The following is a 23,228-nucleotide window of genomic DNA, read 5'->3' as shown; positions in this document are numbered from 1 at the left end:
CGGGCGCGGCATACGCCGCGACACCTTCCCCCCTGTGGGGGGAAGGCTTTATGTTGGCCCGCCGTATATTTTGTAGAGTCCATCACGATGAAAAAATAAAATCATAACGCCTGCCTAAAAGAGGGCAGACGTTGATTTTTACACACTATATTCCGAAACAGTATATTCTAATATTTTACACACCACAATATTGTACAATAAACCAGAGCCCTTTCATCTGGGGTGTGGATCTCTGCAATTCGTCCGCCCCAGTAAATAATCCACACTTGTATGATAGAAATCCGCCAATGCGGTCAACGTAGGAATGGAGATTTCAAGTTCACCATTTTCATAGCGGGAATAGGTCGCTTGACTGACATGTAAAAACTTCGCAATCTCTTTCTGTGAAAGGTCGCTGTCCTCCCGCAAATCCCGAATCCGTAATGGCATGGTCTCACCTCGCCATTATCATAGATTATGCAAAAAGCGTATTTTGAAATTTATACTAAATTGGTATAAAAGAAATTTGGAGGTCGCTTTATGCCAATCACAGACGAAGATTATTTTGAAAAAATCAAAAAAATAGACGTCCTGGCGGATGAGCTGGAGACAGAGATCACCGCCTCCATGCAGACCTGTCTGATCCGCTTCGGGGAGATCGTCCAGATCCAGAACGCCATGATCCAGAAGATGCATGCCCTGTCTGATGAAATTTTTCAGCTCCGGGCGCAGGCTGGTCTGGAAAACGTGATATGCCGGGCCTCCGGGCAGAAGGAGGCATCAAAAGAGTGGGATGAAGCAGACCCCTCCATTCCGGAACCATAAAAACAGCCCTCTGGGATAAAAATTTATCCCAGAGGGCTGTTTTTGAACTGTTCTAAGGGGCGGCACGGGGCCGTCTTATTTGTATTTCCGGCTCTCCGCCACCGCCAGCTCGTCACAGCGGTTGTTGTATGGGTTGCTGGCGTGGCCCTTTACCCAGTGGAGCTTCACCTGGTGCCGGTCGCACAGGTCCAGCAGGCGGGCCCACAGGTCCGGATTCAGGGCGGGCTTTTTGTCCCCCTTCACCCAGCCCCGGGCCCGCCATCCCTTGGCCCAGCCCTTTTCCAGGGCATCGATGACGTACTTGGAGTCGGAGTACAGCTCCACCACACAGGGCTCATTGAGGGCCTCCAGCGCGGTGATGACGCCGGTGAGCTCCATACGGTTGTTGGTGGTCTGGGGCTCTCCCCCGGACATCTCTTTTTTGTGGGGGCCATACATCAGGATGGCCCCCCAGCCGCCGGGGCCCGGATTGCCGGAGCAGGCCCCGTCGGTGTAGATGGTGACTGTTTTCATGTTCGCCTCCTGTCCGTGTAGCCTTCCCCCCACAGGGGGGAAGGTGCCCCCGGAGGGGGCGGATGAGGGGGACCTCCGTTCCACCGCCCGGCGGATTGTGAGGCAGACCCCCTCAAAATTCTGTTTTACATCCAAATTCGTAAAACGCAGCACTTCGATTTGAAAATTTGTCTGCAAAAAATGGGACCGCATCTGGTCATACTCAAGTGCATCCTTTTCGTAATGCTGTGCTCCATCTAATTCGATCCCCAGCCTTGCCTGAGCACAGTAAAAGTCCAAAATATATGGTCCAAATGGGACCTGTCTGCGAAATTGGACTGGATGCTGCTTTAAAAATTCATACCACAGCCGCCGTTCCTCCGGCGTAGCTTCTCTGCGGAGTTTTTGGGAAAAGGCTTTGATCTCTGGGTGCATCTTACGCTTCTCCCTCTCATCCATCACGGCTTTTCCGTGCCATCTTCCCCCCTGTGGGGAGAAGGTTTTTTGATCCCCTAACCCACCCGCGTGGAATCGGCGTCCGGTCATCAATACAAATCGTAATAATACCCCTGTAACTGTACCGGGCATTATCATAAATTGGGAGTCGAACCCAACGAATGGCCCCGCTCGTTGCCAAATCTGTGTGCCCAATGGCTCCGGCACTGAGAGCTTGACGCCCGCCTTCCGCGCTGCCAAATCGCCGGGAGAGGGCGCTCTTCCCCCTCCCGGCAGCTCTTTTTTACAGCTCCACCAGCTCGGTGGTCCAGTTTTTCTCCTGAATGGTCTCGTCCAGCTCCCGGAGTGCCTTGGCGTCCCGGTCCACCTGCTTCTGCAGCTCTCGCACATTGACCGCGCTCCTGATGCGGATCTCACCCACCGTCCGGCGGTTGACCACGGCGCTGGCGCTGTTCAGGAAGTCCCGCAGGATGCGCAGCCGGCCTGTCATGCACTCCCGGCGGGCCAGCAGGTCAGAGAGGGTCCTCCCCTCCCCCGCCTCTGTGGTGCTGTTGGTCCGGTTGATCCGGGCAATGAGCTCCTCCAGCTGGACATAGTCCTCCTCCAGCTCTCTCAGCAGCTCCATGGGGTCCTCTGCGGGAGACTCCCCCTCCTGGACCAGGGCGTTGTTGTCCAGCCGGCTCTCCAGCTGCCGGATGCGGGTCTGGAGCTCCGAGCGCAGGGACAGCGCGTTGGCCAGTTTCATGGCATTGTCCTCCTTTTTCCGTCACAGGCGGCTCAAAATCTCACGCCGCTTTTCCTGATACTCCTCCTGGGTGATGAGCCCGGCCTTTTTCAGATCCTCCAGCTGCTTCAGCCGCTCTCCCGCATCCAGGGCGGTGGAAGGGATGTGGTCGTGGGTCCCGGCGGAGGGGCGGTCCGTTTTGTCCACATCCTCCATCAGACCGGCGATGGTCTCCTCTTCGATCCCGGTCTCCACGTCATAGCCCACCCGGTGGGGCAGTCCGTTTTTCCCAACGGCGCTCAGGACCCCCATCACCACAGCCAGAGCGCCCATGGCCAGGAAAGGCAGGGAAAAGAGGGGCGACAGCGGCATGATCTGGGTGACCGCCACTACCACAAAGACAAGGCCAAAAATGACCTGTACCACTCCTGCCATGCGGCGGACTGCCCGGGTGGCCCCGGTAGGCTGGCTCTGGACGGTGATCCGTCCCCGTCTTCTCCGGCTCATGCCCTCTCCTCCTATCCTAATTGTATTTTATATCCTGGTTATTCCTCTTCGGACTGGTTTTCTTCCGAAATGGGGGCCTCCTCCGCCCTCTCCCCGGCGGGGTCTCCCTCCTCCGTCTCCTGGGTGCCGGCGGTCTCCTCCCGGTCGGTGAGGGCAAGGGAGATGACCTGGTCTCCCTCCTCCTTGAAGCGCATGACGATGACGCCCTGGGTAGCCCGGCCGGCGGTGCGGATGTTGTCCACAGGGGTGCGGATCAGGATGCCGCTCTGGGTGACCAGCAGCAGGTCCTCGCTGCCGTCCACCACCTTGATGCCCACCACGCTCCCTGTCTTCTCAGTGACCATATAGTTCTTGATGCCGATGCCGCCACGGTTGGTGACCCGGTACTCCTCCACGGGGGTGCGCTTCCCATAGCCCTTCTCGGTGATGGACAGCACCTCATGGTCCGCCTTGGCCCGGGCGGCGCCCACCACGTAGTCGCCCTCCCGCAGGCGGATGCCCCGGACGCCCACGGCCTCCCGGCCCATAGGCCGCACGTCGTTCTCGTCAAAGCACACCGCCATGCCGTCGTGGGTGGCGATGAGGATGCGCTGCTGTCCATCGGTCTCCCGCACGGCGATCAGCTGGTCCCCCTCATCCATGCGCAGGGCGCGGATTCCGTTGTTCCGCAGGTTTTTCAGGGTGTTGGCGGGCAGGCGCTTCACGGTGCCGCTTCGGGTGACCATGAAGAGGAAGCGGCCGTCGTCCTCGATGGACCGGGTGTGGATCATGGTCTGGACCCGCTCTCCCGACTCCACCTGGAGGATATTGATGATATTGGTGCCCTTGGCCGTCTTGCCAGATTCCGGGATCTGATAGCCCTTCTTCCGGTAGACCTTGCCCGTGTCGGTAAAGAAGAGGATATAGTCATGGGTGGAGGCGGTGAACACGTCCACCACGTAGTCCTCCTCCCGGGTGGTGATCCCCTTCTTGCCCATGCCCCCCTTGGACTGGGCGGCATACTCACTGACCGGGGTGCGCTTGATGTAGCCCGCCTGGGTCAGGGTGAAGACGCACTGCTCCTCCTCGATCAGATCCTCGATGTCGATCTCGTCCTCCACATCCTGGATCTCGGTGAAGCGCTCGTCCCCATACTTGTCCCGGATGGCGGAGAGCTCGTCCTTCAGCACGCCCCGGAGCATGGACTCGTCAGCCAGAAGTTGGTTATAGTAGGCGATGCGCTTCTCCAGTTCAGCGTACTCCGCCTCCAGCTTCTCTTTCTCCAGGCCCTGGAGCCGCTTGAGCTGCATGTCCAGGATGGCCTGGGCCTGCACCTCGTCCAAGCCGAAGCGGGCCATCAGGTTCTCCCTGGCGTCGTCGTAGCTCTCCCGGATGGTCTTGATGACCGCGTCGATGTTGTCCTCCGCGATGAGCAGCCCTTCCAGCAGGTGAGCCCGCTCCTGGGCCTTCTTCAGGTCAAAGCGGGTGCGGCGGATGAGGACCTGCTCCTGATAGGCGATGTACTCGTCCAGAATGTGGCGCAGGGAGAGGATGCGGGGCTGAAGCTTCCCGTTGACCTCCACCAGGGCCAGCATGTTGATGGCAAAGGTGGTCTGGAGCTGGGTCTGGGCGAACAGCCGGTTGAGCACCACCTGGGGATTGGCGTCCCGCTTGAGCTCGATGACGATGCGCATACCGTTGCGGTCGGACTCGTCCCGGATGTCGGAGATGCCCTCCAGGCGCTTGTCCTCCACCTGGTCGGCCATGTTCTTGATGAGCATCCGCTTGTTCACCTGGTATGGGATCTCAGTGATGACGATGCGCACCCGGTCCTTGCCGAACTCCTCGAATTCGTGGCGGGCCCGGACCATCAGCCGGCCCCGGCCGGTGGCGTAGGCAGAGCGGATGCCGCTGCGGCCCATGATGATGCCCCGGGTGGGAAAATCGGGGCCCTTGATGTGCTCCATCAGGTCGGAGAGCTGGGCCTCCGGATCATCCAGCACGCAGATGACGGCATTGATGACCTCCCGCAGATTGTGGGGCGGGATGTTAGTGGCCATGCCCACGGCGATGCCGCTGGAGCCGTTGACCAGCAGGTTTGGGAACCGGGAGGGAAGCACCTTGGGCTCCTTCCGGGTCTCGTCAAAGTTGGGGTCCCAATCCACGGTGTCCTTCTCAATGTCCCGCAGCATCTCGTCGGCCAGCTTGGACATGCGGGCCTCGGTGTAACGGTAGGCCGCGGGGGGATCGCCGTCGATGGAACCGAAGTTGCCGTGGCCGTCCACCAGCATGTAGCGCATGGAGAAGTCCTGGGCCAAGCGGACCAAGGCGTCGTAGACGCTCTGATCCCCGTGGGGATGGTAGCGTCCCAGCACGTCGCCCACGCAGGTGGCCGACTTCTTGAAGGGCTTGTCCGCGGTGAGGCCGTCCTCATACATGGCGTAGAGGATGCGGCGGTGGACCGGCTTCAGTCCGTCCCGCACGTCGGGCAGGGCCCGGCCCACGATGACGGACATGGCATATTCAATATAGGAACTCTCCATCTCGGGTACCAGAGGGGATATCTCGATCTTCTGGTCCGGGAAACGGATCTCCTCAGGATCATATTGGGGTTTTTTGCTCATATCTTAACTTTCCTCCACCTTCATGGATTCAACCTGTACGATCAGTGCGGAGCCGCCGCGGTCAAAGTGTGGAGACAGGCCGCCCGGCGTCCGCTCTTCTCAGTAATCCAGGTTTACTGCGTACTTGGCGTTGCGCTCGATGAACTCCTTCCGGGGCTCCACCTTTTCGCCCATCAGGACGGTGAACACCTCATCTGCCCGGACGGCGTCGTCCAGCTCGATGCGGCGCAGGGTGCGCTTCTCCGGGTCCATAGTGGTCTCCCACAGCTCATGGGGGTTCATCTCACCCAGACCCTTGAAGCGGCTGATATCCACCTTGGCGTTGGGATTGTCCCCTCTCAGCTCGGCGGAGATCTTATCCCGCTCTTCTTCACTGAAGGCCAGGCGGATCTGCTTGCCCCGGGTCAGCTTGAACAGAGGGGGCACTGCGGAGTAGACATATCCATTCTCGATGAGGGGGCGCATGAACCGGAAGAAGAAGGTGAGCAGCAGGGTGCGGATATGAGCACCGTCCACATCCGCATCGGCCATGATGATGACCTTGTGATAGCGCAGCTTGTTCAGGTCGAACTCGTCTCCGATGCCTGCCCCCAGGGCGGTGATGACGGGGGTGAGCTTGTCGTTGCCGTACACCTTGTCCGCCCGGGCCTTCTCCACGTTGAGCATCTTGCCCCACAGGGGGAGGATGGCCTGGAACCGGGAGTCCCGGCCCTGGGTGGCGGAGCCTCCTGCGGAGTCGCCCTCTACGATGTAGAGCTCGGTGAGCTCGGGGTTGGCCTCGTTGCAGTCCCGCAGCTTGTCCGGCATAGCGGCCCCGCCCAGAGCGGTCTTGCGGCGGATGGACTCCCTGGCCTTCCGGGCGGCCTCCCGGGCCCGGTTGGCGGTGAGGGCCTTGTCCAGGATGGCCCGGCCCACCGCCGGGTTCTCCTCCAGATAGATCTCCAGCTTCTCACTGACAATGGCGTTCACCAGGGTGCGGATCTCGCTGTTGCCCAGTTTGGCCTTGGTCTGTCCCTCGAACTGGGCGTCGGTGAGCTTGACAGAAATGACGCAGGTGAGACCCTCCCGGCAGTCGTCGCCGGAGACTTTGTCATCGTTTTTCAGCACGCCGATCTTCTTGCCGTAGGCGTTGAGCACGTTGGTGAGGGCACGTTTGAAGCCCTCCTCATGCATGCCGCCCTCCGGAGTATGGACGTTGTTGGCGAAGGAGACGATGACCTCGTTATAGCTGTCATTGTACTGGAGGGCCACCTCAGCCATGGAGTCCTCCCGGTTGCCGGACATATAGATCACGTCAGGGTGCAGCGGGTCCTTGCTTCGGTTGATGAAGGTGACGAATTCCCGGATGCCCCCCTCGTAGCACATATCGTCCTCCTGCTCCCGGCCGGGGCGCAGGTCCACGGTCTGGATGCGCAGGCCAGCATTGAGGAAGGCCTCCTCCCTCATCCGGGTGTGGAGAGTGTCATAGTTGTACTCCAGAGTCTCGAACATCTCCGGGTCTGGCTTGAAGGTGACGGTCGTGCCCGTATGGTCGGTCTTTCCCACCACCTTCATCTCCTGGGTGATCTTTCCCCGGGAAAACTTCATCTCATAGATCTGGCCGTTCTTGTGTACCTGGACCTCCAGCCACTCAGACAGGGCGTTGACCACGCTGGCGCCCACGCCATGGAGGCCGCCGGACACCTTGTAGCCCCCACCGCCGAACTTGCCGCCGGCATGGAGGACAGAGAACACCACCTCCAGCGCGGGACGCCCGGTTTGGGGCTGGATATCCACAGGGATGCCGCGGCCGTTGTCAGTGACAGTGATGGTGTTCCCGGGATTGATGGTCACCGTGATGTCGGTGCAGTAGCCCGCCAGGGCCTCGTCAATGGAGTTGTCCACGATCTCATAGACCAGGTGGTGCAGACCTGACTCCGAGGTGGAGCCGATATACATGCCCGGCCGCTTGCGCACCGCTTCCAGTCCCTCCAGCACCTGGATCTCCGAGGCGCCGTACTCGTGCTCCACCTGGGTGGAGTTCAGTTCCAATTCTTCTGCCATAATAACCTCCATATCGAAATGCAGAAGGCAGAATACAGAAGCTGGAGAGATGAGGCTCTCTCCGCTGGTCCCTGCCGTTCCGATATCCACTTGTTCCGCCCGGAGGACCGGGCTTCTTCACTCTGCATTCTGCATTCCATCATTCTGCATGATTCAAAGCAAATTGCTCTCCGCCCGCCGCAGCAGTGCGGCGGAGGACAGCTGAGAGATGTAGACTGTGGCCGTCCCCTTCTCCTCCCCTACCAGGACAAAGGAGCGGGGCAGGTCATCGCACACCGAGATGACTCGGCCCTCCTGTTCCGCCCGCTCCAGGAATTCCCGGGTCTTATAGGCCCAGCTGGCGTTGTCCAGGTCAAAGATGCCCAAAATCTCCCGATGGGGCACTGCCACCGACTGGCCCAGGTGCAGATACATAAGCGCCTCTCACTTTCTTTTTTTGATCCAGGACAGGAGCCATGCCCCAGCACATCCCAAAAGGACTGCCCCCGCGGTCCAAAGGAGCAGGACCACATTCCCACCCCATCCAAACAAGAGCCCATCTGGCCGGGCAGCTGTATAATAGATCATTCCAGAGACAGGAATCATCTCCATCAGGGCAGCACCCAGAAGCCGTAGAGACAGCTGCTCCGTGGCCGAGAGAACGAGAAGCTGAATGACAAAGGAGAGCGCCAGGACAATCAGCAAAAATTCCATCTGTTCTCTCCTCTCACATCAGCCGCCCGCCCTGGATATGGAAACTCTTTCCATTCTCCAGTCCCTCTAATTTTTCCTCCTCACAGCAGGAAATAAACACCTGCCCGCCCTGGATGCGGTTGAGGACGAAGGCCTGCCGCCGGTGGTCCAGCTCGGAGAGTACGTCATCCAGCAGCAGCACCGGCCACTCGCCGGTCTCCTGAAAAAAGATTTCCCGCTGAGCCAGCTTCAGGGAGAGGGCCGCCGTGCGGGTCTGCCCCTGGGAGCCGTAGGTCTTGGCCGGGTTCCCGTCGATCTCCACTGCCAAGTCGTCCTTATGGGGGCCGGACAGACACTGACGGCTGTCCAGCTCCGCCTGCCGATGGGCCTGCTGGTGCTCCAGCAGCTGGGGCAGGATGGTTTTGGCTCCGGCCAGGGGGTCTGTGACGGTGGAGACGGTCTCATACCGCAGAGAGAGCTCCTCCTTTCCCCCGGAAAAATCCCGGTGGATGGCAGGGGCGCTCTCCTGAAGGCGCCTGATGAAGTGAGCCCGGTAGTGAACGATCAGCGCCCCGGTCTGGGCCATACGGAGATTGAAGTCGTCCAGGGTGGACAGCAGGGACAGGTTCTCCTGCCAGTCCCGGAGTATGCGCACCTTGTGGTCATAGAGGCGGTTATACTCGCTGAGTGCCTGCTCATACCGGGGCCGCAGCTGGCAGATGGCGCTGTCCAGAAAGCGGCGCCGGGCCGCCCCTCCCTCCCGGATGAGATACAGGTCCTCCGGGCAGAAAAGCACGGTATTCAAAATGCCGGACAGCTCCCCCGCCGTCTTCAGCCGCACCCCGTTGGACCACAGCTGGCGCCGGGCCCCCCGGTTCAGCCGGGCCTCCAGAGTGAAGTCCCGGGCCCGGGAGCGCACCTCTCCCTTGACAAAGGCCCCATCCACTCCCAGCATGATCATCTCCCGGTCGTACCGGGCCCGGTGGGACCGAGCGGTGGACAGATAGGCCACCGCTTCCAGCAGGTTGGTCTTGCCCTGGGCGTTGTCTCCATAGATCAGGTTCACCCGTGGATCAAAGACGGCCTCCAGATGGACATAGTTGCGGAAAAAGTCCAGCTCCAGCGACTTGACGATCATTGGACAACCAGTTCCGTCTCATCGTCAATGACCGCCCGGTCTCCCGGACGCAGCTTCTTCCCCCGCATGGTGCACACCTCACCGTTGACCGCCACCCGTCCCTCCTGGATGATGAGCTTGGCGTCTCCCCCGGTCTCCACCGCACCGGCGAATTTCAGCAGGTCCTGGAGCTTGATGAATTCGGTGTGGATCTGAATGGTCTCGCTCTGCATCAAAATCTTCCTCTCAGTTTGCCTTCAGCCGCACCGGCAGCACCATATAGACGAAATTCTCCTCCCCCTCGGCGGGCAGGATGACACAGGGGGCCACGCCGGAGGTGAACTCCAGGCGCAGGCGGTCTGCTGGGGCGGCCTTCAGTGCGTCCATCAGGTACTTGTTGTTGAAGCCGATCTCCAGCCCCTGGCCGTCCCCCGTGATGGGGCACTGGTCGGCGGCATCCCCGATGCCCGTCTTGGTGGTGATGGACAGCATCCCATCCCCGAAGACACAGCGCAGGGGGCTCTTCAGTTTGTCACTGATGATCAGGGAGACGCGCTCGATGGACTGGAGCAGGGTGCGGGCATCCCCCTCGATCTTGATGGTGTTGTTCCGGGGGATGGCATTCTTATAGGCCAGGAACTCCCCCTCCAGCCGGCGGCAGACCAGCACCGTGTCCCCCGCCTGGAACTGGATGTGCCGGGCCCCCTGGGCCACGGAGACAGCATCCTCCCCGGCGCAGATCTTTTCCACCTCGCTGAGGGCGGAGCCAGGCACCACGAAGGAGAAGGGGAGCACCCCCTGGCTGCTGTCCACAGGCTCGTGCCGAAGGGCGAGCCGGTAGCCGTCCACAGACACGACGGTCAGGCCGCTCTCGTCCACCTCGAACAGGGAGCCGGTGTGGACGGGGCGGCTCTCGTTGTCGCTCACCGCGAACAGGGTCTGGGCGATCATAGAGCGCAGCACCGGCTGGCCGATGGTCAGCCCGTTCTGCTCCTCCACCGAGGGCAGTTCGGGAAATTCTTCCGGGTCCGTCCCCAGGATGTTGAATTCCGACAGGCCGCACTTGATGTTGACCATATAGTTCTCCGAGGTGAATACCACCACGTCATCCGGCATCTTCCGGATGATCTCGCCAAACAGCCGGGCGGAGAGGACCAATGAGCCCTTCTCCCGGATCTCAGCCGGAACAGCGGCCCGGATGCCGGTCTCCAGGTTGTAGCCGGTGAGCCTCAGCTGTTCTCCGGCTTCAATGAGGATGCCTTCCAGGGCAGGAATGGAGCTTTTGACCGCCACCGCCCGGGACGCCGTGGACACGGCTCCCAGGAGCAGTGCCTTCTCACAGGAAAATTTCATGGGGGACCTCCTTCTGACTCCCGCCTCTTTCTGGGAAAGGACAGGATTTTTGTCGTAATAGTAGCCCGTAGGCAAAAAAAATGTGGAAAACCGCTGTAAGCCTTACGGCCCCATGGGTTTGGCCCTCCACAGGGGATGTGAACGAATCTGGAGGGTTTTCCACATGGGGCAAAAAACCTAAAAATCATCCACAGGGAGTTTTCCACATATCCACAAAATTCGGTGGAATGGTGGAGAAAACTTTATTCGTAGCGAATGTTGATGTTGGCGGTGATGTCCTTAATGATCTCGGCGGTCTCCGGGCTCTCCTTCACCATCTTTTCAATGCGCTCGATGGAGTGGAGCACGGTGGTGTGGTCCCGGCCCTCAAACTCCCGGCCGATCTCCTTCAGGGAGAGGTTGGTCATGCGGCGGATCTGATACATGGCGATCTGCCGGGCCAGGGAGATGTCCTTGGTGCGGCCCTGTCCCCGAAGGGAATCGGGCTCGATGTTATAGAATTTGCACACCTCATCAATGATCACGTCGGCGGTGGGGACGATGTCGGATTTGTCCTTGAACATGTCCTTCACCGCCCGGACGACGGTGTCCTTATCCACTGTGTCCCCCATCAGGTCCTGATAGGCCATGATCTTATTCACAGTACCTTCGATCTGGCGCACGTTGGCGGTAATGTTTTCTGCGATGAGCTGGAGCAGGAACTCGGGCAGCTCGATGCCCATGCGGATGGACTTGTTTTTGATGATGGCCATGCGGGTCTCGTAGTCTGGGGGCTGAATATCGGCCAGCAGGCCCCATTCGAACCGGGTCTTCAGACGGTCATCCAGCCGCAGCATCTCTTTGGGCGGCCGGTCGGAGGTGAAAACGATCTGGCGCTTGGCCTCATACAGCGTGTTGAAGGTATGGAACATCTCCTCCTGGGTGGAAGCCCGTCCGGCCACGAATTGCACGTCATCCATGAGGAAGATGTCGGCGGAGCGGTACTTGTCCCGGAACTCCTGGTTGCGTCCCTCCCGAATGGCCTGGATCAGCTCGTTGGTGAAGGTATCCCCTTTCACGTAGACCACCGACAGGCCGGGTTTGTTCTGATGGATAGAGTTGGCGATGGCGTAGAGCAGGTGGGTCTTGCCCAGACCGGACTCCCCGTAGATGTAGAGGGGGTTATAGCTGTGCCCTGGATTATCGGCCACCGCCCGGGCGGCGGCATGGGCAAATTTGTTGGAGGAGCCCACCACGAAGCGCTCAAAGGTGTACTCCTCCGTTCCAGGGATCAAATCGTTTTTTTTCGGCTGCTGGTATCGGTCAAGCTCCCCCTCGGTGAGCACAGTCACCTGAAATTCGGCGGAGAACAGCTCCCGCAGGGCATTCTGGATGGCGGGAAGATACCGGCTGGCGATGATATCCCGTTTGAAGGGGGTGGGGGAGTAGAGGACGAAGCGGTCCCCCTCCAGTTCCACCGCAGTGGTGTCGTCAAACCAGGTGTTGATGGTGGTGGTGGTCATCTCGTTCTGCATCAGGGCCAGTACTTTGGCCCAGATATCAGCGGCTGGGTTCATGGAACTCCTCCATTCCTGTGGATTGAGATCCGGCGCCGGAAAACAGGGCCGGGAGAGGGCGGGCCCGCCGGAGAGCGGCCCCCTGGGAAGGAGCCGGCGGCATTAAAAAACAGCGGATCGCATTACACTTTATTATATCAAAAAAGGGACCAAATCGCAAGGTTTTGGCCCATATTTTATTTATAAGAGTATCTGTGAGTTGTGGATATGGGAAAGAAAATACACAAGATATTGTGAATAAACGGGAGTTGAAAAAAATAAGGAGGATTTTGCGCAAAAATTCATTGACACAGCTGGATTTCTTAGTCTATAATAAGTGACGCTGTCCTGTGAGAGCGGGTCTTTCTGCCCTTTTTTGCGGGACTGTTTGTGTACAGACCGCAGCCGAAAGGCTGTTGCTGGACCGGAACGCCGGTCTGAATGCGCCGTCCAATGGACGGTGTCTGAACTTGAACGAGGAGGTGTCCCCCATGCTTCGTACCTATCAGCCTAAGAAGCGCCAGCGCTCTAAGGAGCACGGCTTCCGCAAGCGTATGGCCACCGCGAATGGCCGCAAGGTCCTGGCCCGCCGCCGTGCCAGGGGCCGTGCTCGTCTGACCCACTGATGTGGGGAAAGGGGAGGCATTCCGCCTCTCCGGACGAGGATCGAGATCTCCTATGAGATACGGCAGCGAGGACACAATCGACCGATATGCAGCTTGAGGGGCGTGGGAGAAATTCCCCCGCCCCTGCGGTGCATATGGGAAAAAGCGGGGCATCGATGCCCTATTGGACCGGGTCGGTGCCCGGGTGGAGGGATGACCGTGAAGCATACCGTGGCATTGAAACAGAATCACGAGTTCCGCCGCCTGTACAGCAAGGGCCGCAGTGCGGTCAGCCCCTATTTTGTCCTCTACTGCCGGCCCAACCGCCGGTCATACAGCCGCCTGGGCATCACCACCGGCGTCAAACTGGGCAACGCAGTCAAGCGCAACCGGGCACGCCGCCGAATCCGGGAGCTCTACCGGGTGGAGGAGCAGGCTCTGCTTCCCGGCTATGACATTGTAGTGGTGGCCCGCACCCGGGTGATCTATGGCAAATACGCCGACCTTCAGCGCAGCTTTCGGAGATTGACAGAAAAGCTGGAGCTGCGCCAGGGCCGGGAGGCGGGTGAAGCGCTGTGAAGCGTATCCTCATCGGACTGATCCGATTTTATCAGAAGGCCATATCCCCCATGCGGCCGCCCTGCTGCCGCTTTATCCCCACCTGCTCGGCCTATGCCGTGGAGGCGGTGGAGAAGTACGGCGCGTGGAAGGGCGGCTGGCTGGCCCTGCGCCGGGTCCTTCGGTGCAATCCCTTCCATCGGCAGAAGTCCATCCAATACGACCCTGTCCCGTGAGAGGGGCTCCCACGAAAGAATTTGAGACGGAGGCACATCATCAATGGGCGTTATGTACTACATCCTGTCCCCTTTCAGCTGGCTGCTGAACTTTTTTTACAGCTTTACCGACAGCTACGGTATTTCCCTGATCCTTTTTGCACTGGTCATCAAGATCATCCTCTTCCCCCTGACCATCAAGGGCAAAAAGGGTATGATCCAGATGAACCTGCTCTCCGGCAAGATGCAGCAGCTGCAGAAGCAGTACGGCAAGGACCGGGAGCGCTACAATATGGAGGTCCAGCGCCTCTATGAGCGGGAGAAGGTCAACCCCATGAGCGGGTGTCTGTGGTCCTTCCTTCCCATTCTGATCCTGCTGCCCCTGTATGCCATCATCCGCCAGCCTCTGCTCTACCTGATGGGGCTGGACAGCAATCAGATCGCCCAAGTGGCCGCCTCCGTGGACTGGCAGACGCTGGCCGTGAACCACGGCTGGGTTACTGCCGATGCCATGGCCAAGCTGGTGGAGCAGTTCAACGCGGGGGAGATCGCCACCGTGTTCCAGAATGTGGGCTATAACCAGCTGTATCTGGCCTCTCTGGTCAATGAGAACACCCTGCCCACCATCACCGCCGCCCTGGGAGAGGGCACCCGGGTATTTGTGATGAACTTTGATTTTCTGGGACTGGATCTGGCTATGCTGCCCACCTGGAAGATCTGGGAGCACCTGAACTGGCAGTACATCGGCGCCTTCCTGCTCATCGTGATATCCGCTTTCTCCAGCATCTTCATGTCCAAAATCTCCATGAAGACCAACCAGATGAACAACCAGAGCGGCAACGAGCAGGTGGAAAAGACCAATCGGATCATGATGTGGACCATGCCTTTGATGTCCCTGTGGATCGGCTTTATGATGCCGGTGGCCATGTGTGTCTACTGGATCGCCAACAGCCTGTTCTCCGTCATCCAGGAGCTCATTGCAGGAAAGATACTGAAAAAGGACTATGAGGCCGCCCGAGCCGCCGCCGCCGAGCGGGAGCGCCAGGAGAAAGAAGAGGAGAAGCGCCGCAAGGAGGAGGCCCGCCTGGAGCGTCAGCGCCGCCTGGAAGAGGAGAAGAAAAACCGTGGCAAAAAGAAGCCCGGCCAGAAGAAGAGCGACTCCGATCAGCCTGGCATCCGAAAGAGCGACAGCCGGGTGGGGATGCGGACCTATGCCCGGGGCCGTGCCTATGATCCCAACCGCTTCGGCGGCGTGACTCCCTACCACGACCCCAACGCCCCGGAGATCCCGGAGGATGCGGTGGAACAGGCGCGCAGGGAGAAGGGAGAAGAGGCGGAAAACGCCCTGGCCGGAGAGGAGCTGGCCTCCGCCCTTCCAGAGACCAGCCCGATTGAGGAAGAGAAGGAGACCGCCGCCCTGGAGTCCGTCAGTGAGGCTATAGACGGCTCTGAAGAGGAACTGTCCGGGGAAGAAGCGGAAGAGGCTGAGCAGGATGAGTCCGGGGAGGAGCCCGACGAGGACAAGTCCAAGGATCAGGCCGAATAAGGAGGGTTCTGACAATGTTGAAATGGATTGAGACCACCGGCCGTTCGGAGGAGGACGCCATTGCTGCGGCCCTGTTTCAGCTGGGCATGGACCGGGATGACGTCTCGGTGGAAGTGATCGAGCGGGCCAAATCCGGCTTTTTGGGATTTGGCGGAAACCCCGCCAAGGTCCGGGTGAGCTATGAGGTCCCGGACGAGGAGCAGACCGCCCCCGCGGCCGCGGAGGAGACGGTTCAGGAGGCCGCCGCCCCCGCAGCGGAGGAGCAGGAGCCGGCTCCCGCACCCCAGAGGGAGGATGCCAACCGTCTCCTGCCCGGGGATGAGGTGCTGATCGCCGCTGAGGAGCCCGCCCCTGTTCAAGGGGATGACGGGAAGGCGGAGCAGATCCGGACTTTCCTCACTGGGCTGATGGAACACCTCCATGTGCAGGCCGTCCCTGAGATCACTCTGATCCCTGAGGGAAGCTATAAGGTGGTCCTTCAGGGCCAGGGCCTGGGGGCTATCATTGGCCGCCGGGGCGAGACTCTGGATGCCATTCAGCAGCTGACCAATTACTCTGTGAACCACGGCCAGTCTAAGCGGGTGCGCATCCATGTGGATGCCGAGGGCTATCGGGCCAAGCGGGAGGAGTCTCTCCAGCGGCTGGCGGTAAAGGTGGCTGGCAAGGTGGTCAAATACCGGAAGAATGTGACCCTGGAGCCCATGAACGCCTACGAGCGCCATGTGATCCACACCGCACTCCAGGATCACCCCAACGTGACCACCTACTCCACCGGGACCGAGCCCAACCGCCGCACGGTCGTGGCCTATGCCCCCGGACAGAAAAAGTAGAGACTCACAGGCGCGGCGGGATTTCATTCCCGCCGCGCCTTCTTACACCGGAAAGGAGACCAGTCATGCCCACACCGCTCTATGATGCCCTGAGAGGATACGCTGCAAAAGCTCCCCTCCGCTTCCATATGCCCGGCCACAAGGGAGCCTTTCTTCCCTGCCCCGAGCTGGCCCCCCTGGCGCGGCTGGATGTGACAGAGATCCCGCCTACAGGGAATCTGTATGAGGATCTCTCTCCTATCCGGGAGGCCCAGGCCCTGTGGGCCCGCCGCATGGGAGCGGAGTACTGCCAGTTTCTCACCGGCGGCTCCACCATGGGTATCCATACCGCTCTGACCCTGTGCTGTCCCCCGGGGAGCCGGGTGCTGGTGGACCGGAGCTGCCACCGCTCCACCTTCCACGCCCTGGCTCTTCTGGATCTGGACCCGATATTTCTTCCACGCCCCTGGCTGGCGGAAGAGGGGGTGGCCGGCCCGTTTTCCCCCCTGGATGTGAAAAAAATGCTGGATCAAGATCCAACTATCAAAACTGTTTGTATTACATCACCAACTTATTGCGGATTGTTGTCGGATATTCCCGCCATTGCGGGAGTAGTCCACGCCCACGGTGGAAAACTGGTGGTGGACGGTGCCCACGGAGCCCATCTGAAATTTTTGGGGATGGATGCCTACCGGGGAGCGGACGCGGTGGTGGTGAGCGCCCACAAGACCCTGCCCGCCATGGGGCAGGCGGCCCTGCTGTTCACCAACGGCATCGACCCGGAACAGGTGCGGCGAACTGCCGCCATCTACGGCACCTCCAGCCCCTCCTACCCCATCCTGGCCTCCCTGGACACGGCTCGTGAGTGGCTGGAGGGACCGGGTGCCGGAGAGTATGGGCGGGTGGCCCGGCGGACCGCCGCCCTGCGGTGCCGGTTCCCATCCCTGTGCCCTCCCCTGCCCCTGGACCCCACCCGCTTTACTCTGAAGGTGAAGAACGGGCCGGCCTTCACCGGGCAGCTGGAGAGCCGATGCAATATCTGGCCGGAGATGGAGGACGGGGGCCATGTGGTCTTTATCCTCACCGCCTGCGACGGGGAAGAGGCTCTGGACCGCCTGGAGTCCGTCCTGGAAGGGATGGAGGAGCAGATGGGGGACAGTGCGCCCCTGCCGCCCCCTCCCCTGCCGGAGCGGGTGCTCTCCCCCCGGCAGGCCCAGTTCGCCCCAGCGGAGGTCCTTCCTCTGGAGCGGACAGAGGGGCGGGTATGCACCTGCCAGCTGGCCCCCTATCCCCCAGGTGTGCCGGTGGTGGCCCCCGGGGAACGAATTGGGAAAAAAGAGCTGGCCTATTTCAGACAAATAGGCTATAATAATCGGGAAGTAACCGTCGCGGCCATGCCATGAAAAGGGGGCGGCGGCGCAAGTGAGGAAGCGACCATGGAATTGACAGCCCTGGCGGGCAATGCCCAGATCAAGGCCCAGCTGGCCCACCGGGAGGGGGACCTGGCCCACACCTATATCGTCGCCGGCCCGGCGGGCAGCGGCCGGCATACCCTGGCCGCCCAGATGGCGGCGGCCCTGGTGTGCTCCGCCCAGCCTCAGCTCCGGCCCTGCGGCCGTTGTTCCCATTGCAGAAAGGCCGCCGGGGGCATCCATCCCGACATCACCGTGATCGCTGGCAGCGGCGGAAAACCCATTACCGTGGATCAGGTCCGTGCCCTGCGCACCGACGCCTATGTCCGTCCAAACGAGGCGGAGCGGAAGGTGTACCTGCTGGAGCGGGCAGACCGGATGAACGCCAGCGCCCAGAACGCCATGCTCAAGCTGCTGGAGGACGGCCCCGCCTATGCGGTCTTTTTCCTTCTGGCGGAGAACGGCTCCGCCCTGCTGCCCACGGTGCGCTCCCGATGTGAGACCCTGGAGCTGGCCCCCGTCTCCCCGGCTCAGGCGGAGGAGTGGCTGGCCAAGGCATTTCCCGGGAGAACGGCGGAGGAAATCCGCCGGGCCGCTCTGGAGTGCCAGGGCATCCTGGGCCGGGCCGCGGCGCTGCTGGAGGGCGGTCAGGAGGAGGACGGACTGGAGGAGACCGCCCGCTCCCTGTCCGCCGCTCTGGAGGGGGAAGATGAGCTGGCCCTCTTCGAGGCCACCCAGGCCCTGGACAAACTGAGCCGGGAGGAGCTTACCGCTGTACTGGACCGGACATTGATCCAGATCGGGGCCCGCCTGCCCGGCTCCCAGCGGCCCCGCCGTCTGCTGGCGGCCGCCGAGCTGCTGCGCCGCCTGCGGGACGGGGCGGACCTGAACGCCAACCCGGGCCAGGTGGCCGGATGGCTGTGCGCAGGGATGTTTCTGCGCCCGTGACTCCCTCGCGCCGGGGTGCCGTTCCCACCCCGTGCGATCCCCAATATAGCAACAGGAGGACCTTATGGTAGAGATCATCGGCGTCCGCTTCAAAAGCGGCGGAAAGCAATATTATTTTGACCCCGCCGGGCTGGAGGTGCAGCCTGGACAGGGAGTGATCGTGGAGACCTCCCGGGGCCTGGAATACGGAGAGTGTGCTCAGGGGAACACCCAGGTGGAGGAGGAGACTGTGGTCCAGCCCCTGCGCCCACTGGTACGCATCGCCACGGAGGAAGACGAGAAGACGGTGGAAAAAAACCGGGAGAAGGAGGCAAAGGCCTTCCAGATCTGTCAGGAGAAGATCGCCGCCCACGGCCTGGAGATGAAGCTGGTGGAGGCGGAGTACAGCTTTGAGGGAAACAAGGTGCTCTTCTTCTTCACGGCGGAAGGCCGGGTGGACTTCCGGGCCCTGGTGAAGGACCTGGCCAGCACCATCCATGCCCGCATCGAGCTGCGGCAGATCGGTGTGCGGGACGAGGCCAAGATGCTGGGCGGCCTGGGCATCTGCGGCCGGCCCTTCTGCTGTGCCCAGTTCCTGGACGAGTTCCAACCGGTATCCATTAAGATGGCAAAGACCCAGAACCTCTCCCTCAATCCCACCAAGATCTCCGGCACCTGCGGGCGGCTGATGTGCTGCCTGAAGTATGAACAGGAGGCCTATGAGGACCTGGTAAAGCATACCCCTAAGCAGGAGTCCTTTGTGGAGACGCCGGACGGGGCGGGGACAGTTTCCTCGGTGAACCTGCTGCGCCAGCAGGTCCAGGTCCGGCTGGACTCCGCGCCCGATACCCCCAAGTGCTACCACAACTGCGAGATCTGCGTAGTGCGCAATGGAAAGGGCAAGCGCCCCGAGGGCTATGTGGAGCCGCCGCTGGAGGAGCTGGCCAAGCTGCGCCGGGCGCCTGAACCGGAGGCCGCCCCAGAGCCCACTTCCTCCAACCCACTGGCCGCCGCCCTGGAGGCGGTGTTCAACGGGGAGCGTCCCCCGGAGCCGGAGGGAGAGCGTCCCAGAGGCGAGGGCGAGGGGCGCCGCCGCCGCCGCAGAGGCGGCCGGAGCGAGGGTGCGTCCGGCGGGGAGAGCCGTTCCCAGGGTGAGGGCCAGCAGCGCTCCAGAAGAGAGTGGGAGCGCCGGCTGGAGAAGCCGAGGGACAAGGAGCCCGGGACAGCGGAGGCGGAGGGCGTCCAGGAGGGCGGAGAGCGGAAGCCCAGCCGCCGCCGGCGCCGCCGGCCCAGAGGGAACCGGCCCGCTCCGGGACCAGAGGGGAATGGCTGAAAGAGAAAAAAAGCCCCGGACATCATAGGAGAGAGGATGTCCGGGGCTGACCCATCTTGGATCGATAAAGTGAGGTGTCCCGGATGCTGGGAGAATTTTTAAATGCGGTCTCCGCCGTGGTGGTCCTGCTGATGCTTATGGCGGTGGGCTATTTTATGGGGACCAAGGGCTGGATGAAAGCGGAGGAGAAAAAGTTCCTGAGCAAGTACATCATCAACATCGCGGTCCCCTGCAACTGCATCAACGGCCTGCTGAACAATCTGGACCAGAGCATGCTGGCCCAGGCGGGGCTGATGCTGGTATCCGCCATCATTGGAGTGGTCATCACCATCCTGCTGGGCATGGGGCTGGCCACCCTGCTGCGCCTGCCCAAAAACCGGTGGGGCGTCTTTGCCGCCATGGTGGGGGTGTCCAACACCCTGTTCGTCGGGCTGCCCCTGTCAACCCAGCTGTTCGGGGACGTGTGCGTCCCCTACGTCATGATCTACTATCTGGCCAACACCATCTTCACCCAGTCGGTAATTCTGATGCTGGTGGAGCGGTCGGGCACCGCCTCCCACAGCCGGGGAATCAAGGGCTTTTTGAAGGATGTGTTCACCAAACCCCCCATCCTCACTGTGATCGCCTCGGTGCTGATGCTGATAGTGGGCTTCCGTCCTCCCGAGGTGTTCATGAGCTTTGCCAAGTACATCAGCGGCTCCGTCTCCCCCCTGGCGCTGATCTACTGCGGCTTCATCATCTATGAACTGGGGCTGAGCAACCTGCGGCCCAGCCAGCTGCGGCAGATGAAGGGCCTGCCAACCATGCTGGCGGCCCGGCTGGTGATCTCACCGCTGATCTGTGCAGGCATGTGCCGCCTGTTCGGCATTACCGGCCTGGCCTATCAGGTCTTTGTAGTGGAGAGCGCCCTGCCGGTGGTCAGTCAGGTGACCGTAATGGCGGGGGACTTCGGGGCGGACGACAAGTATGCCGCCACCGGTGCCACCCTGTCCACCCTGGCCTGCTTTATCACCATCCCTGTGCTGATGGTGCTGATGGGGTGAGTGGATGGGATGGACACTTTTGACCGTGGCCGCCGCGGCGGGGGGCGGCCTGCTGCTGATGAGGCTGCGGGTCCCCGGCGGGATGCTGGTAGGTGCCATCCTGGGCGCGGTACTGGTGAACCTGACTACAGGACAGGCGTACATCTGGCCTCAGACCCGGGTGGTGGCCCAAGTGCTGACCGGGGCCTACATCGGCTGTCTGGTGACTACGAAGGACCTGAGACATCTGCCCCGGGTCATTCGGCCCTATCTGGCGGTGATGTCCACCTTTCTCGCCCTGAATCTGGCGGTGGGATTTTTCATCTGGCGGGTAACAGACCTGGATCTGCTCACTTCCCTGTTTTGTGCCGCTCCCGGCGGTATGACGGACACCCCGCTCATCGCCCTGGACATGGGGGCGGACGCCTCCATGGTGGCGGTGATGCAGTTCGTGCGGATGGTATTCGGCATGGCCTGTCTGCCCTCCATCATTGTCCTGGCCGACCGGAAGATAGAGGGGGACCAGATGGTGCCGGAGGAGGGTCAGGGAACGCACTCCCTGGAAAGAAAAAAGGCGCATGTCAGCCTGCGGAAGTTTCTTCCTACCTTCGCTGTGGCGCTGGCAGCGGGCATCCTGGGCAAGCTGTCCGGTGTGCCGGCGGGTACCCTCAGTGCCTCTCTGATCGCAGTGATCGTGCTGAAATTTGCGGGCAGCGCGCCCCCAATGCCCATGTGGGTGCGGCGGCTGGCCCAGGTGGTGTCGGGCTGCTGCATCGGTGCCGGAATCACCCGGGATCAGATCTTCCAGCTGCGCCAGCTGATCCTGCCCGCCCTGGTGCTGATCGCCGGGTATATCCTGGTCTGTGTGGGGATGGGCCGGGCGATCTCCAGGGCGTTTCGGATGGACTTGAAGGAGTCCATGCTCTCCCTCTCCCCCGCAGGAGCCACGGAGATGGCCCTCATTGCCGCCGACCTGGGGGTCCACAGCACCAATCTGGTGGTGCTCCAGATCTGCCGCCTGCTTGGAGTGACGGTCATCTTTCCCCAGATCTTCGCCCTGCTCTCCAATTTGATAGGATAAAATATGCTGTGCCCGCCTCCTATGGAGGCGGGCACAGTTTTTCCGCGGAGCAAAAGGACAGGCCCGTCATAAATCTCCCCATCTGGGCATAGGATGCTTCAGGCTTGCTTACAAAAGGAGTGATCGCATGGGCGGTAAGAGGAGGGAGAGCGGACTGCGCGCTCTGCGCCGGGGAGCGGCCCTGGGGCTGGCGCTGACGGCACTGTGGATCTTTGGATTGACGGCAGATCTGTCCGGGGCCTGGGACGCCCTGGGGCGGCTGGGACAGACCCCCTCCTTCGTTCTGGGCGCGCTGAGTCAGGAACTGGAGGGGGCCCCAGCGGGGGACGGGCTCTCTCCCGACCTGGACCGATGGGGCCGGCTGCTGCTGGCCCAGTCCGCCCTGCTCTCCGGCGGCCGCCCGGCGGTGGACGCCTTTCTGGCAGAGCAGGCGCAGGCGGAGGAGCCGCCCGCCGAGCCCATCGACCAGGAGGAGAACGACCAGGAGGAGCCGGAGCTCTCCCCGGTCCAGCACGGCGAGGTGGTGGAGTACACCAATCTGGGGAAGGACGACGGCAGCTACCTCACCACCGACCAGATCTATGTGAAGAACAGCACCCAGGGCCAGGAGGTGGACGTGGCTGCCCTGGCCAGCCAGCCGGTGGACCTGAAACTGGGGGCGGGGCCCCAGATCCTGATCGTCCACACCCACGGCAGCGAGGCCTATACTCAGGACGAACAGGACGTCTATGTGGAGAGCGACCCCTACCGCACCACCGACTGCACCAAAAACGTGGTCCGGGTGGGAGAAGAGATGGCCCAGGTGTTCCGAAGCCAGGGCTTTGAGGTGGTCCACGACACCACCCTGTACGACTACCCCGCCTATAACGGGGCCTATGAGCGCTCCTGCGCAGGGGTGGAGAAGTGGCTGGAGCAGTATCCCACGATCAAACTTGTTTTGGATGTCCACCGGGACGCCCTGGTGTCGGCGGACGGGGCGGCCTATAAGCTGGTGAGCGAGGTGGAGGGGCAGAAGGTAGCCCAGGTGATGCTGGTGGTGGGCAGCAACGACTCCGGGATGGAGCACCCCAACTGGCGGGAAAATCTGGCCCTGGCCGTCAAGCTCCAGCTGGAGCTCACCCGGGACTGGGGACAGCTAGCCCGGCCCATCACCCTCCGCTCCAGCCGCTACAACCAGCACCTCTCCCCAGGTTCCCTTCTGGTAGAGGTGGGGGGACATGGAAATACGCTCCAGGAGGCCATCGCCGGGGCACGCCTCTTCGCCCAGAGCATAGGGCAGGTGCTCAAAACCATGGAGGAGCCGTAAAAAGGGCTGAGGGCCCCCGCTTAATGGCGGGGGCCCTCAGCATGTCAAAAAAGTTACAGTCTGCCGCGCGCAGGGTTTGTCCGCCGCAGGCGGGCAAACCCCCCACTT

At 61.4% G+C, this 23,228-nt stretch carries 24 protein-coding genes and 1 pseudogene; 12 read left to right on the top strand and 13 right to left on the bottom strand.

The genetic code is table 11. The annotated features are described in order from the left end of the window. Nucleotides 1-213: 213 nt before the first annotated feature. A complete protein-coding gene (locus NE584_RS15490) occupies nucleotides 214-429 on the bottom strand; it encodes a helix-turn-helix domain-containing protein (RefSeq protein WP_077138687.1) in 216 nt (71 codons plus the stop codon). Between the two features lie 90 nt (nucleotides 430-519). On the opposite strand from NE584_RS15490, the gene NE584_RS15485 reads away from it, so the two are divergent. Continuing rightward, entirely contained in the window at nucleotides 520-804 is a 285-nt protein-coding gene (locus NE584_RS15485) for a hypothetical protein (RefSeq protein ID WP_256183191.1), read from the top strand. A gap of 75 nt (nucleotides 805-879) precedes the next feature. Here the strand turns inward: NE584_RS15485 and rnhA are convergent, their stop codons facing one another. The 12 genes and pseudogenes from rnhA to dnaA form a co-directional block, all read right to left on the bottom strand. Next, nucleotides 880-1,317, bottom strand: a complete 438-nt coding sequence (gene rnhA / locus NE584_RS15480; protein ID WP_242850381.1) for a ribonuclease HI — start codon at nucleotides 1,315-1,317, stop codon at nucleotides 880-882. A gap of 93 nt (nucleotides 1,318-1,410) precedes the next feature. Beyond that, nucleotides 1,411-1,731 (bottom strand): annotated as a pseudogene (locus tag NE584_RS15475) (endonuclease domain-containing protein); the annotation flags it as partial. A 304-nt stretch (nucleotides 1,732-2,035) separates the two neighbouring features. Then, complete coding sequence (locus NE584_RS15470) at nucleotides 2,036-2,497, bottom strand: DIP1984 family protein (RefSeq protein WP_256183189.1); 462 nt, start codon at nucleotides 2,495-2,497, stop codon at nucleotides 2,036-2,038. Nucleotides 2,498-2,518: 21 nt separating this feature from the next. After that, nucleotides 2,519-2,983 carry an SHOCT domain-containing protein gene (locus NE584_RS15465; RefSeq protein WP_108980232.1) on the bottom strand — a complete coding sequence of 155 codons (465 nt, stop codon included), beginning with the start codon at nucleotides 2,981-2,983 and terminating at the stop codon, nucleotides 2,519-2,521. A gap of 38 nt (nucleotides 2,984-3,021) precedes the next feature. Continuing rightward, complete coding sequence (gene gyrA, locus NE584_RS15460) at nucleotides 3,022-5,586, bottom strand: DNA gyrase subunit A (protein WP_050623048.1); 2,565 nt, start codon at nucleotides 5,584-5,586, stop codon at nucleotides 3,022-3,024. Between the two features lie 99 nt (nucleotides 5,587-5,685). Further along, on the bottom strand, nucleotides 5,686-7,629 hold the full coding sequence (gene gyrB, locus NE584_RS15455) for a DNA topoisomerase (ATP-hydrolyzing) subunit B (protein ID WP_050623047.1): 1,944 nt from the start codon (nucleotides 7,627-7,629) through the stop codon (nucleotides 5,686-5,688). Nucleotides 7,630-7,782: 153 nt separating this feature from the next. Continuing rightward, nucleotides 7,783-8,043 (bottom strand): extracellular matrix regulator RemB, encoded by a 261-nt coding sequence (remB, locus tag NE584_RS15450; RefSeq protein WP_050623046.1) that lies wholly within the window; start codon nucleotides 8,041-8,043, stop codon nucleotides 7,783-7,785. Nucleotides 8,044-8,052: 9 nt separating this feature from the next. Next, the gene (locus tag NE584_RS15445) at nucleotides 8,053-8,322 is read right to left on the bottom strand and encodes a hypothetical protein (RefSeq protein WP_050623045.1); all 270 of its coding nucleotides are present in this window, start codon (nucleotides 8,320-8,322) and stop codon (nucleotides 8,053-8,055) included. Nucleotides 8,323-8,335: 13 nt separating this feature from the next. Beyond that, nucleotides 8,336-9,439 carry a DNA replication/repair protein RecF gene (recF, locus tag NE584_RS15440; protein ID WP_108980230.1) on the bottom strand — a complete coding sequence of 368 codons (1,104 nt, stop codon included), beginning with the start codon at nucleotides 9,437-9,439 and terminating at the stop codon, nucleotides 8,336-8,338. Then, complete coding sequence (locus NE584_RS15435) at nucleotides 9,436-9,651, bottom strand: RNA-binding S4 domain-containing protein (RefSeq protein WP_050623043.1); 216 nt, start codon at nucleotides 9,649-9,651, stop codon at nucleotides 9,436-9,438. The genes recF and NE584_RS15435 overlap by 4 nt, the downstream gene beginning before the upstream one ends. 13 nt (nucleotides 9,652-9,664) lie before the next feature. Further along, nucleotides 9,665-10,771 carry a DNA polymerase III subunit beta gene (gene dnaN, locus NE584_RS15430; protein ID WP_050623042.1) on the bottom strand — a complete coding sequence of 369 codons (1,107 nt, stop codon included), beginning with the start codon at nucleotides 10,769-10,771 and terminating at the stop codon, nucleotides 9,665-9,667. A 242-nt stretch (nucleotides 10,772-11,013) separates the two neighbouring features. Continuing rightward, nucleotides 11,014-12,327, bottom strand: coding sequence for a chromosomal replication initiator protein DnaA (dnaA, locus tag NE584_RS15425; RefSeq protein ID WP_050623041.1), 1,314 nt, complete (start codon nucleotides 12,325-12,327; stop codon nucleotides 11,014-11,016). A 470-nt stretch (nucleotides 12,328-12,797) separates the two neighbouring features. On the opposite strand from dnaA, the gene rpmH reads away from it, so the two are divergent. The 11 genes from rpmH to spoIIP all read left to right on the top strand — a co-directional run bounded on the left by rpmH (nucleotide 12,798) and on the right by spoIIP (nucleotide 23,120). Beyond that, a complete protein-coding gene (gene rpmH / locus NE584_RS15420) occupies nucleotides 12,798-12,932 on the top strand; it encodes a 50S ribosomal protein L34 (RefSeq protein ID WP_050623040.1) in 135 nt (44 codons plus the stop codon). A gap of 198 nt (nucleotides 12,933-13,130) precedes the next feature. Further along, nucleotides 13,131-13,490 carry a ribonuclease P protein component gene (rnpA, locus tag NE584_RS15415; RefSeq protein ID WP_256183188.1) on the top strand — a complete coding sequence of 120 codons (360 nt, stop codon included), beginning with the start codon at nucleotides 13,131-13,133 and terminating at the stop codon, nucleotides 13,488-13,490. Next, on the top strand, nucleotides 13,487-13,705 hold the full coding sequence (gene yidD / locus NE584_RS15410; RefSeq protein ID WP_050623038.1) for a membrane protein insertion efficiency factor YidD: 219 nt from the start codon (nucleotides 13,487-13,489) through the stop codon (nucleotides 13,703-13,705). The genes rnpA and yidD overlap by 4 nt, the downstream gene beginning before the upstream one ends. Before the next feature lie 43 nt (nucleotides 13,706-13,748). Beyond that, nucleotides 13,749-15,230, top strand: a complete 1,482-nt coding sequence (locus NE584_RS15405) for a YidC/Oxa1 family membrane protein insertase (protein WP_256183186.1) — start codon at nucleotides 13,749-13,751, stop codon at nucleotides 15,228-15,230. Nucleotides 15,231-15,244: 14 nt separating this feature from the next. Then, complete coding sequence (gene jag / locus NE584_RS15400; protein WP_256183185.1) at nucleotides 15,245-16,060, top strand: RNA-binding cell elongation regulator Jag/EloR; 816 nt, start codon at nucleotides 15,245-15,247, stop codon at nucleotides 16,058-16,060. Nucleotides 16,061-16,125: 65 nt separating this feature from the next. Next, a complete protein-coding gene (locus NE584_RS15395; RefSeq protein WP_256183184.1) occupies nucleotides 16,126-17,442 on the top strand; it encodes a beta-eliminating lyase-related protein in 1,317 nt (438 codons plus the stop codon). 33 nt (nucleotides 17,443-17,475) lie between these two features. Further along, complete coding sequence (locus tag NE584_RS15390; protein WP_256183182.1) at nucleotides 17,476-18,399, top strand: DNA polymerase III subunit delta; 924 nt, start codon at nucleotides 17,476-17,478, stop codon at nucleotides 18,397-18,399. Nucleotides 18,400-18,463: 64 nt separating this feature from the next. Next, the gene (locus NE584_RS15385; RefSeq protein ID WP_256183181.1) at nucleotides 18,464-19,711 is read left to right on the top strand and encodes a stage 0 sporulation family protein; all 1,248 of its coding nucleotides are present in this window, start codon (nucleotides 18,464-18,466) and stop codon (nucleotides 19,709-19,711) included. Nucleotides 19,712-19,794: 83 nt separating this feature from the next. Beyond that, nucleotides 19,795-20,754 carry an AEC family transporter gene (locus NE584_RS15380; RefSeq protein ID WP_050623032.1) on the top strand — a complete coding sequence of 320 codons (960 nt, stop codon included), beginning with the start codon at nucleotides 19,795-19,797 and terminating at the stop codon, nucleotides 20,752-20,754. A gap of 4 nt (nucleotides 20,755-20,758) precedes the next feature. Beyond that, the gene (locus NE584_RS15375) at nucleotides 20,759-21,814 is read left to right on the top strand and encodes an AbrB family transcriptional regulator (RefSeq protein ID WP_256183180.1); all 1,056 of its coding nucleotides are present in this window, start codon (nucleotides 20,759-20,761) and stop codon (nucleotides 21,812-21,814) included. Between the two features lie 127 nt (nucleotides 21,815-21,941). Continuing rightward, entirely contained in the window at nucleotides 21,942-23,120 is a 1,179-nt protein-coding gene (gene spoIIP, locus NE584_RS15370) for a stage II sporulation protein P (protein ID WP_256183179.1), read from the top strand. Nucleotides 23,121-23,228: the final 108 nt, after the last annotated feature.

Source organism: Clostridium sp. DFI.5.61, from assembly GCF_024462915.1.
Taxonomy (GTDB): Bacteria; Bacillota; Clostridia; order Oscillospirales; family Oscillospiraceae; genus Lawsonibacter; species Lawsonibacter asaccharolyticus.
Note: the sequence above shows the minus strand (reverse complement) of the source record. Positions and strands in the feature narration are given on the sequence as shown.

What these genes read in the sequence shown, in the direction of transcription:
- NE584_RS15490 (WP_077138687.1), bottom strand. Translation starts at nt 429, where the DNA reads ATGCCATTACGGATTCGGGATTTGCGGGAGGACAGCGACCTTTCACAG.
- NE584_RS15485 (WP_256183191.1), top strand. Translation starts at nt 520, where the DNA reads ATGCCAATCACAGACGAAGATTATTTTGAAAAAATCAAAAAAATAGAC.
- rnhA (WP_242850381.1), bottom strand. Translation starts at nt 1,317, where the DNA reads ATGAAAACAGTCACCATCTACACCGACGGGGCCTGCTCCGGCAATCCG.
- NE584_RS15470 (WP_256183189.1), bottom strand. Translation starts at nt 2,497, where the DNA reads ATGAAACTGGCCAACGCGCTGTCCCTGCGCTCGGAGCTCCAGACCCGC.
- NE584_RS15465 (WP_108980232.1), bottom strand. Translation starts at nt 2,983, where the DNA reads ATGAGCCGGAGAAGACGGGGACGGATCACCGTCCAGAGCCAGCCTACC.
- gyrA (WP_050623048.1), bottom strand. Translation starts at nt 5,586, where the DNA reads ATGAGCAAAAAACCCCAATATGATCCTGAGGAGATCCGTTTCCCGGAC.
- gyrB (WP_050623047.1), bottom strand. Translation starts at nt 7,629, where the DNA reads ATGGCAGAAGAATTGGAACTGAACTCCACCCAGGTGGAGCACGAGTAC.
- remB (WP_050623046.1), bottom strand. Translation starts at nt 8,043, where the DNA reads ATGTATCTGCACCTGGGCCAGTCGGTGGCAGTGCCCCATCGGGAGATT.
- NE584_RS15445 (WP_050623045.1), bottom strand. Translation starts at nt 8,322, where the DNA reads ATGGAATTTTTGCTGATTGTCCTGGCGCTCTCCTTTGTCATTCAGCTT.
- recF (WP_108980230.1), bottom strand. Translation starts at nt 9,439, where the DNA reads ATGATCGTCAAGTCGCTGGAGCTGGACTTTTTCCGCAACTATGTCCAT.
- NE584_RS15435 (WP_050623043.1), bottom strand. Translation starts at nt 9,651, where the DNA reads ATGCAGAGCGAGACCATTCAGATCCACACCGAATTCATCAAGCTCCAG.
- dnaN (WP_050623042.1), bottom strand. Translation starts at nt 10,771, where the DNA reads ATGAAATTTTCCTGTGAGAAGGCACTGCTCCTGGGAGCCGTGTCCACG.
- dnaA (WP_050623041.1), bottom strand. Translation starts at nt 12,327, where the DNA reads ATGAACCCAGCCGCTGATATCTGGGCCAAAGTACTGGCCCTGATGCAG.
- rpmH (WP_050623040.1), top strand. Translation starts at nt 12,798, where the DNA reads ATGCTTCGTACCTATCAGCCTAAGAAGCGCCAGCGCTCTAAGGAGCAC.
- NE584_RS15405 (WP_256183186.1), top strand. Translation starts at nt 13,749, where the DNA reads ATGGGCGTTATGTACTACATCCTGTCCCCTTTCAGCTGGCTGCTGAAC.
- jag (WP_256183185.1), top strand. Translation starts at nt 15,245, where the DNA reads ATGTTGAAATGGATTGAGACCACCGGCCGTTCGGAGGAGGACGCCATT.
- NE584_RS15395 (WP_256183184.1), top strand. Translation starts at nt 16,126, where the DNA reads ATGCCCACACCGCTCTATGATGCCCTGAGAGGATACGCTGCAAAAGCT.
- NE584_RS15390 (WP_256183182.1), top strand. Translation starts at nt 17,476, where the DNA reads ATGGAATTGACAGCCCTGGCGGGCAATGCCCAGATCAAGGCCCAGCTG.
- NE584_RS15385 (WP_256183181.1), top strand. Translation starts at nt 18,464, where the DNA reads ATGGTAGAGATCATCGGCGTCCGCTTCAAAAGCGGCGGAAAGCAATAT.
- NE584_RS15380 (WP_050623032.1), top strand. Translation starts at nt 19,795, where the DNA reads ATGCTGGGAGAATTTTTAAATGCGGTCTCCGCCGTGGTGGTCCTGCTG.
- NE584_RS15375 (WP_256183180.1), top strand. Translation starts at nt 20,759, where the DNA reads ATGGGATGGACACTTTTGACCGTGGCCGCCGCGGCGGGGGGCGGCCTG.
- spoIIP (WP_256183179.1), top strand. Translation starts at nt 21,942, where the DNA reads ATGGGCGGTAAGAGGAGGGAGAGCGGACTGCGCGCTCTGCGCCGGGGA.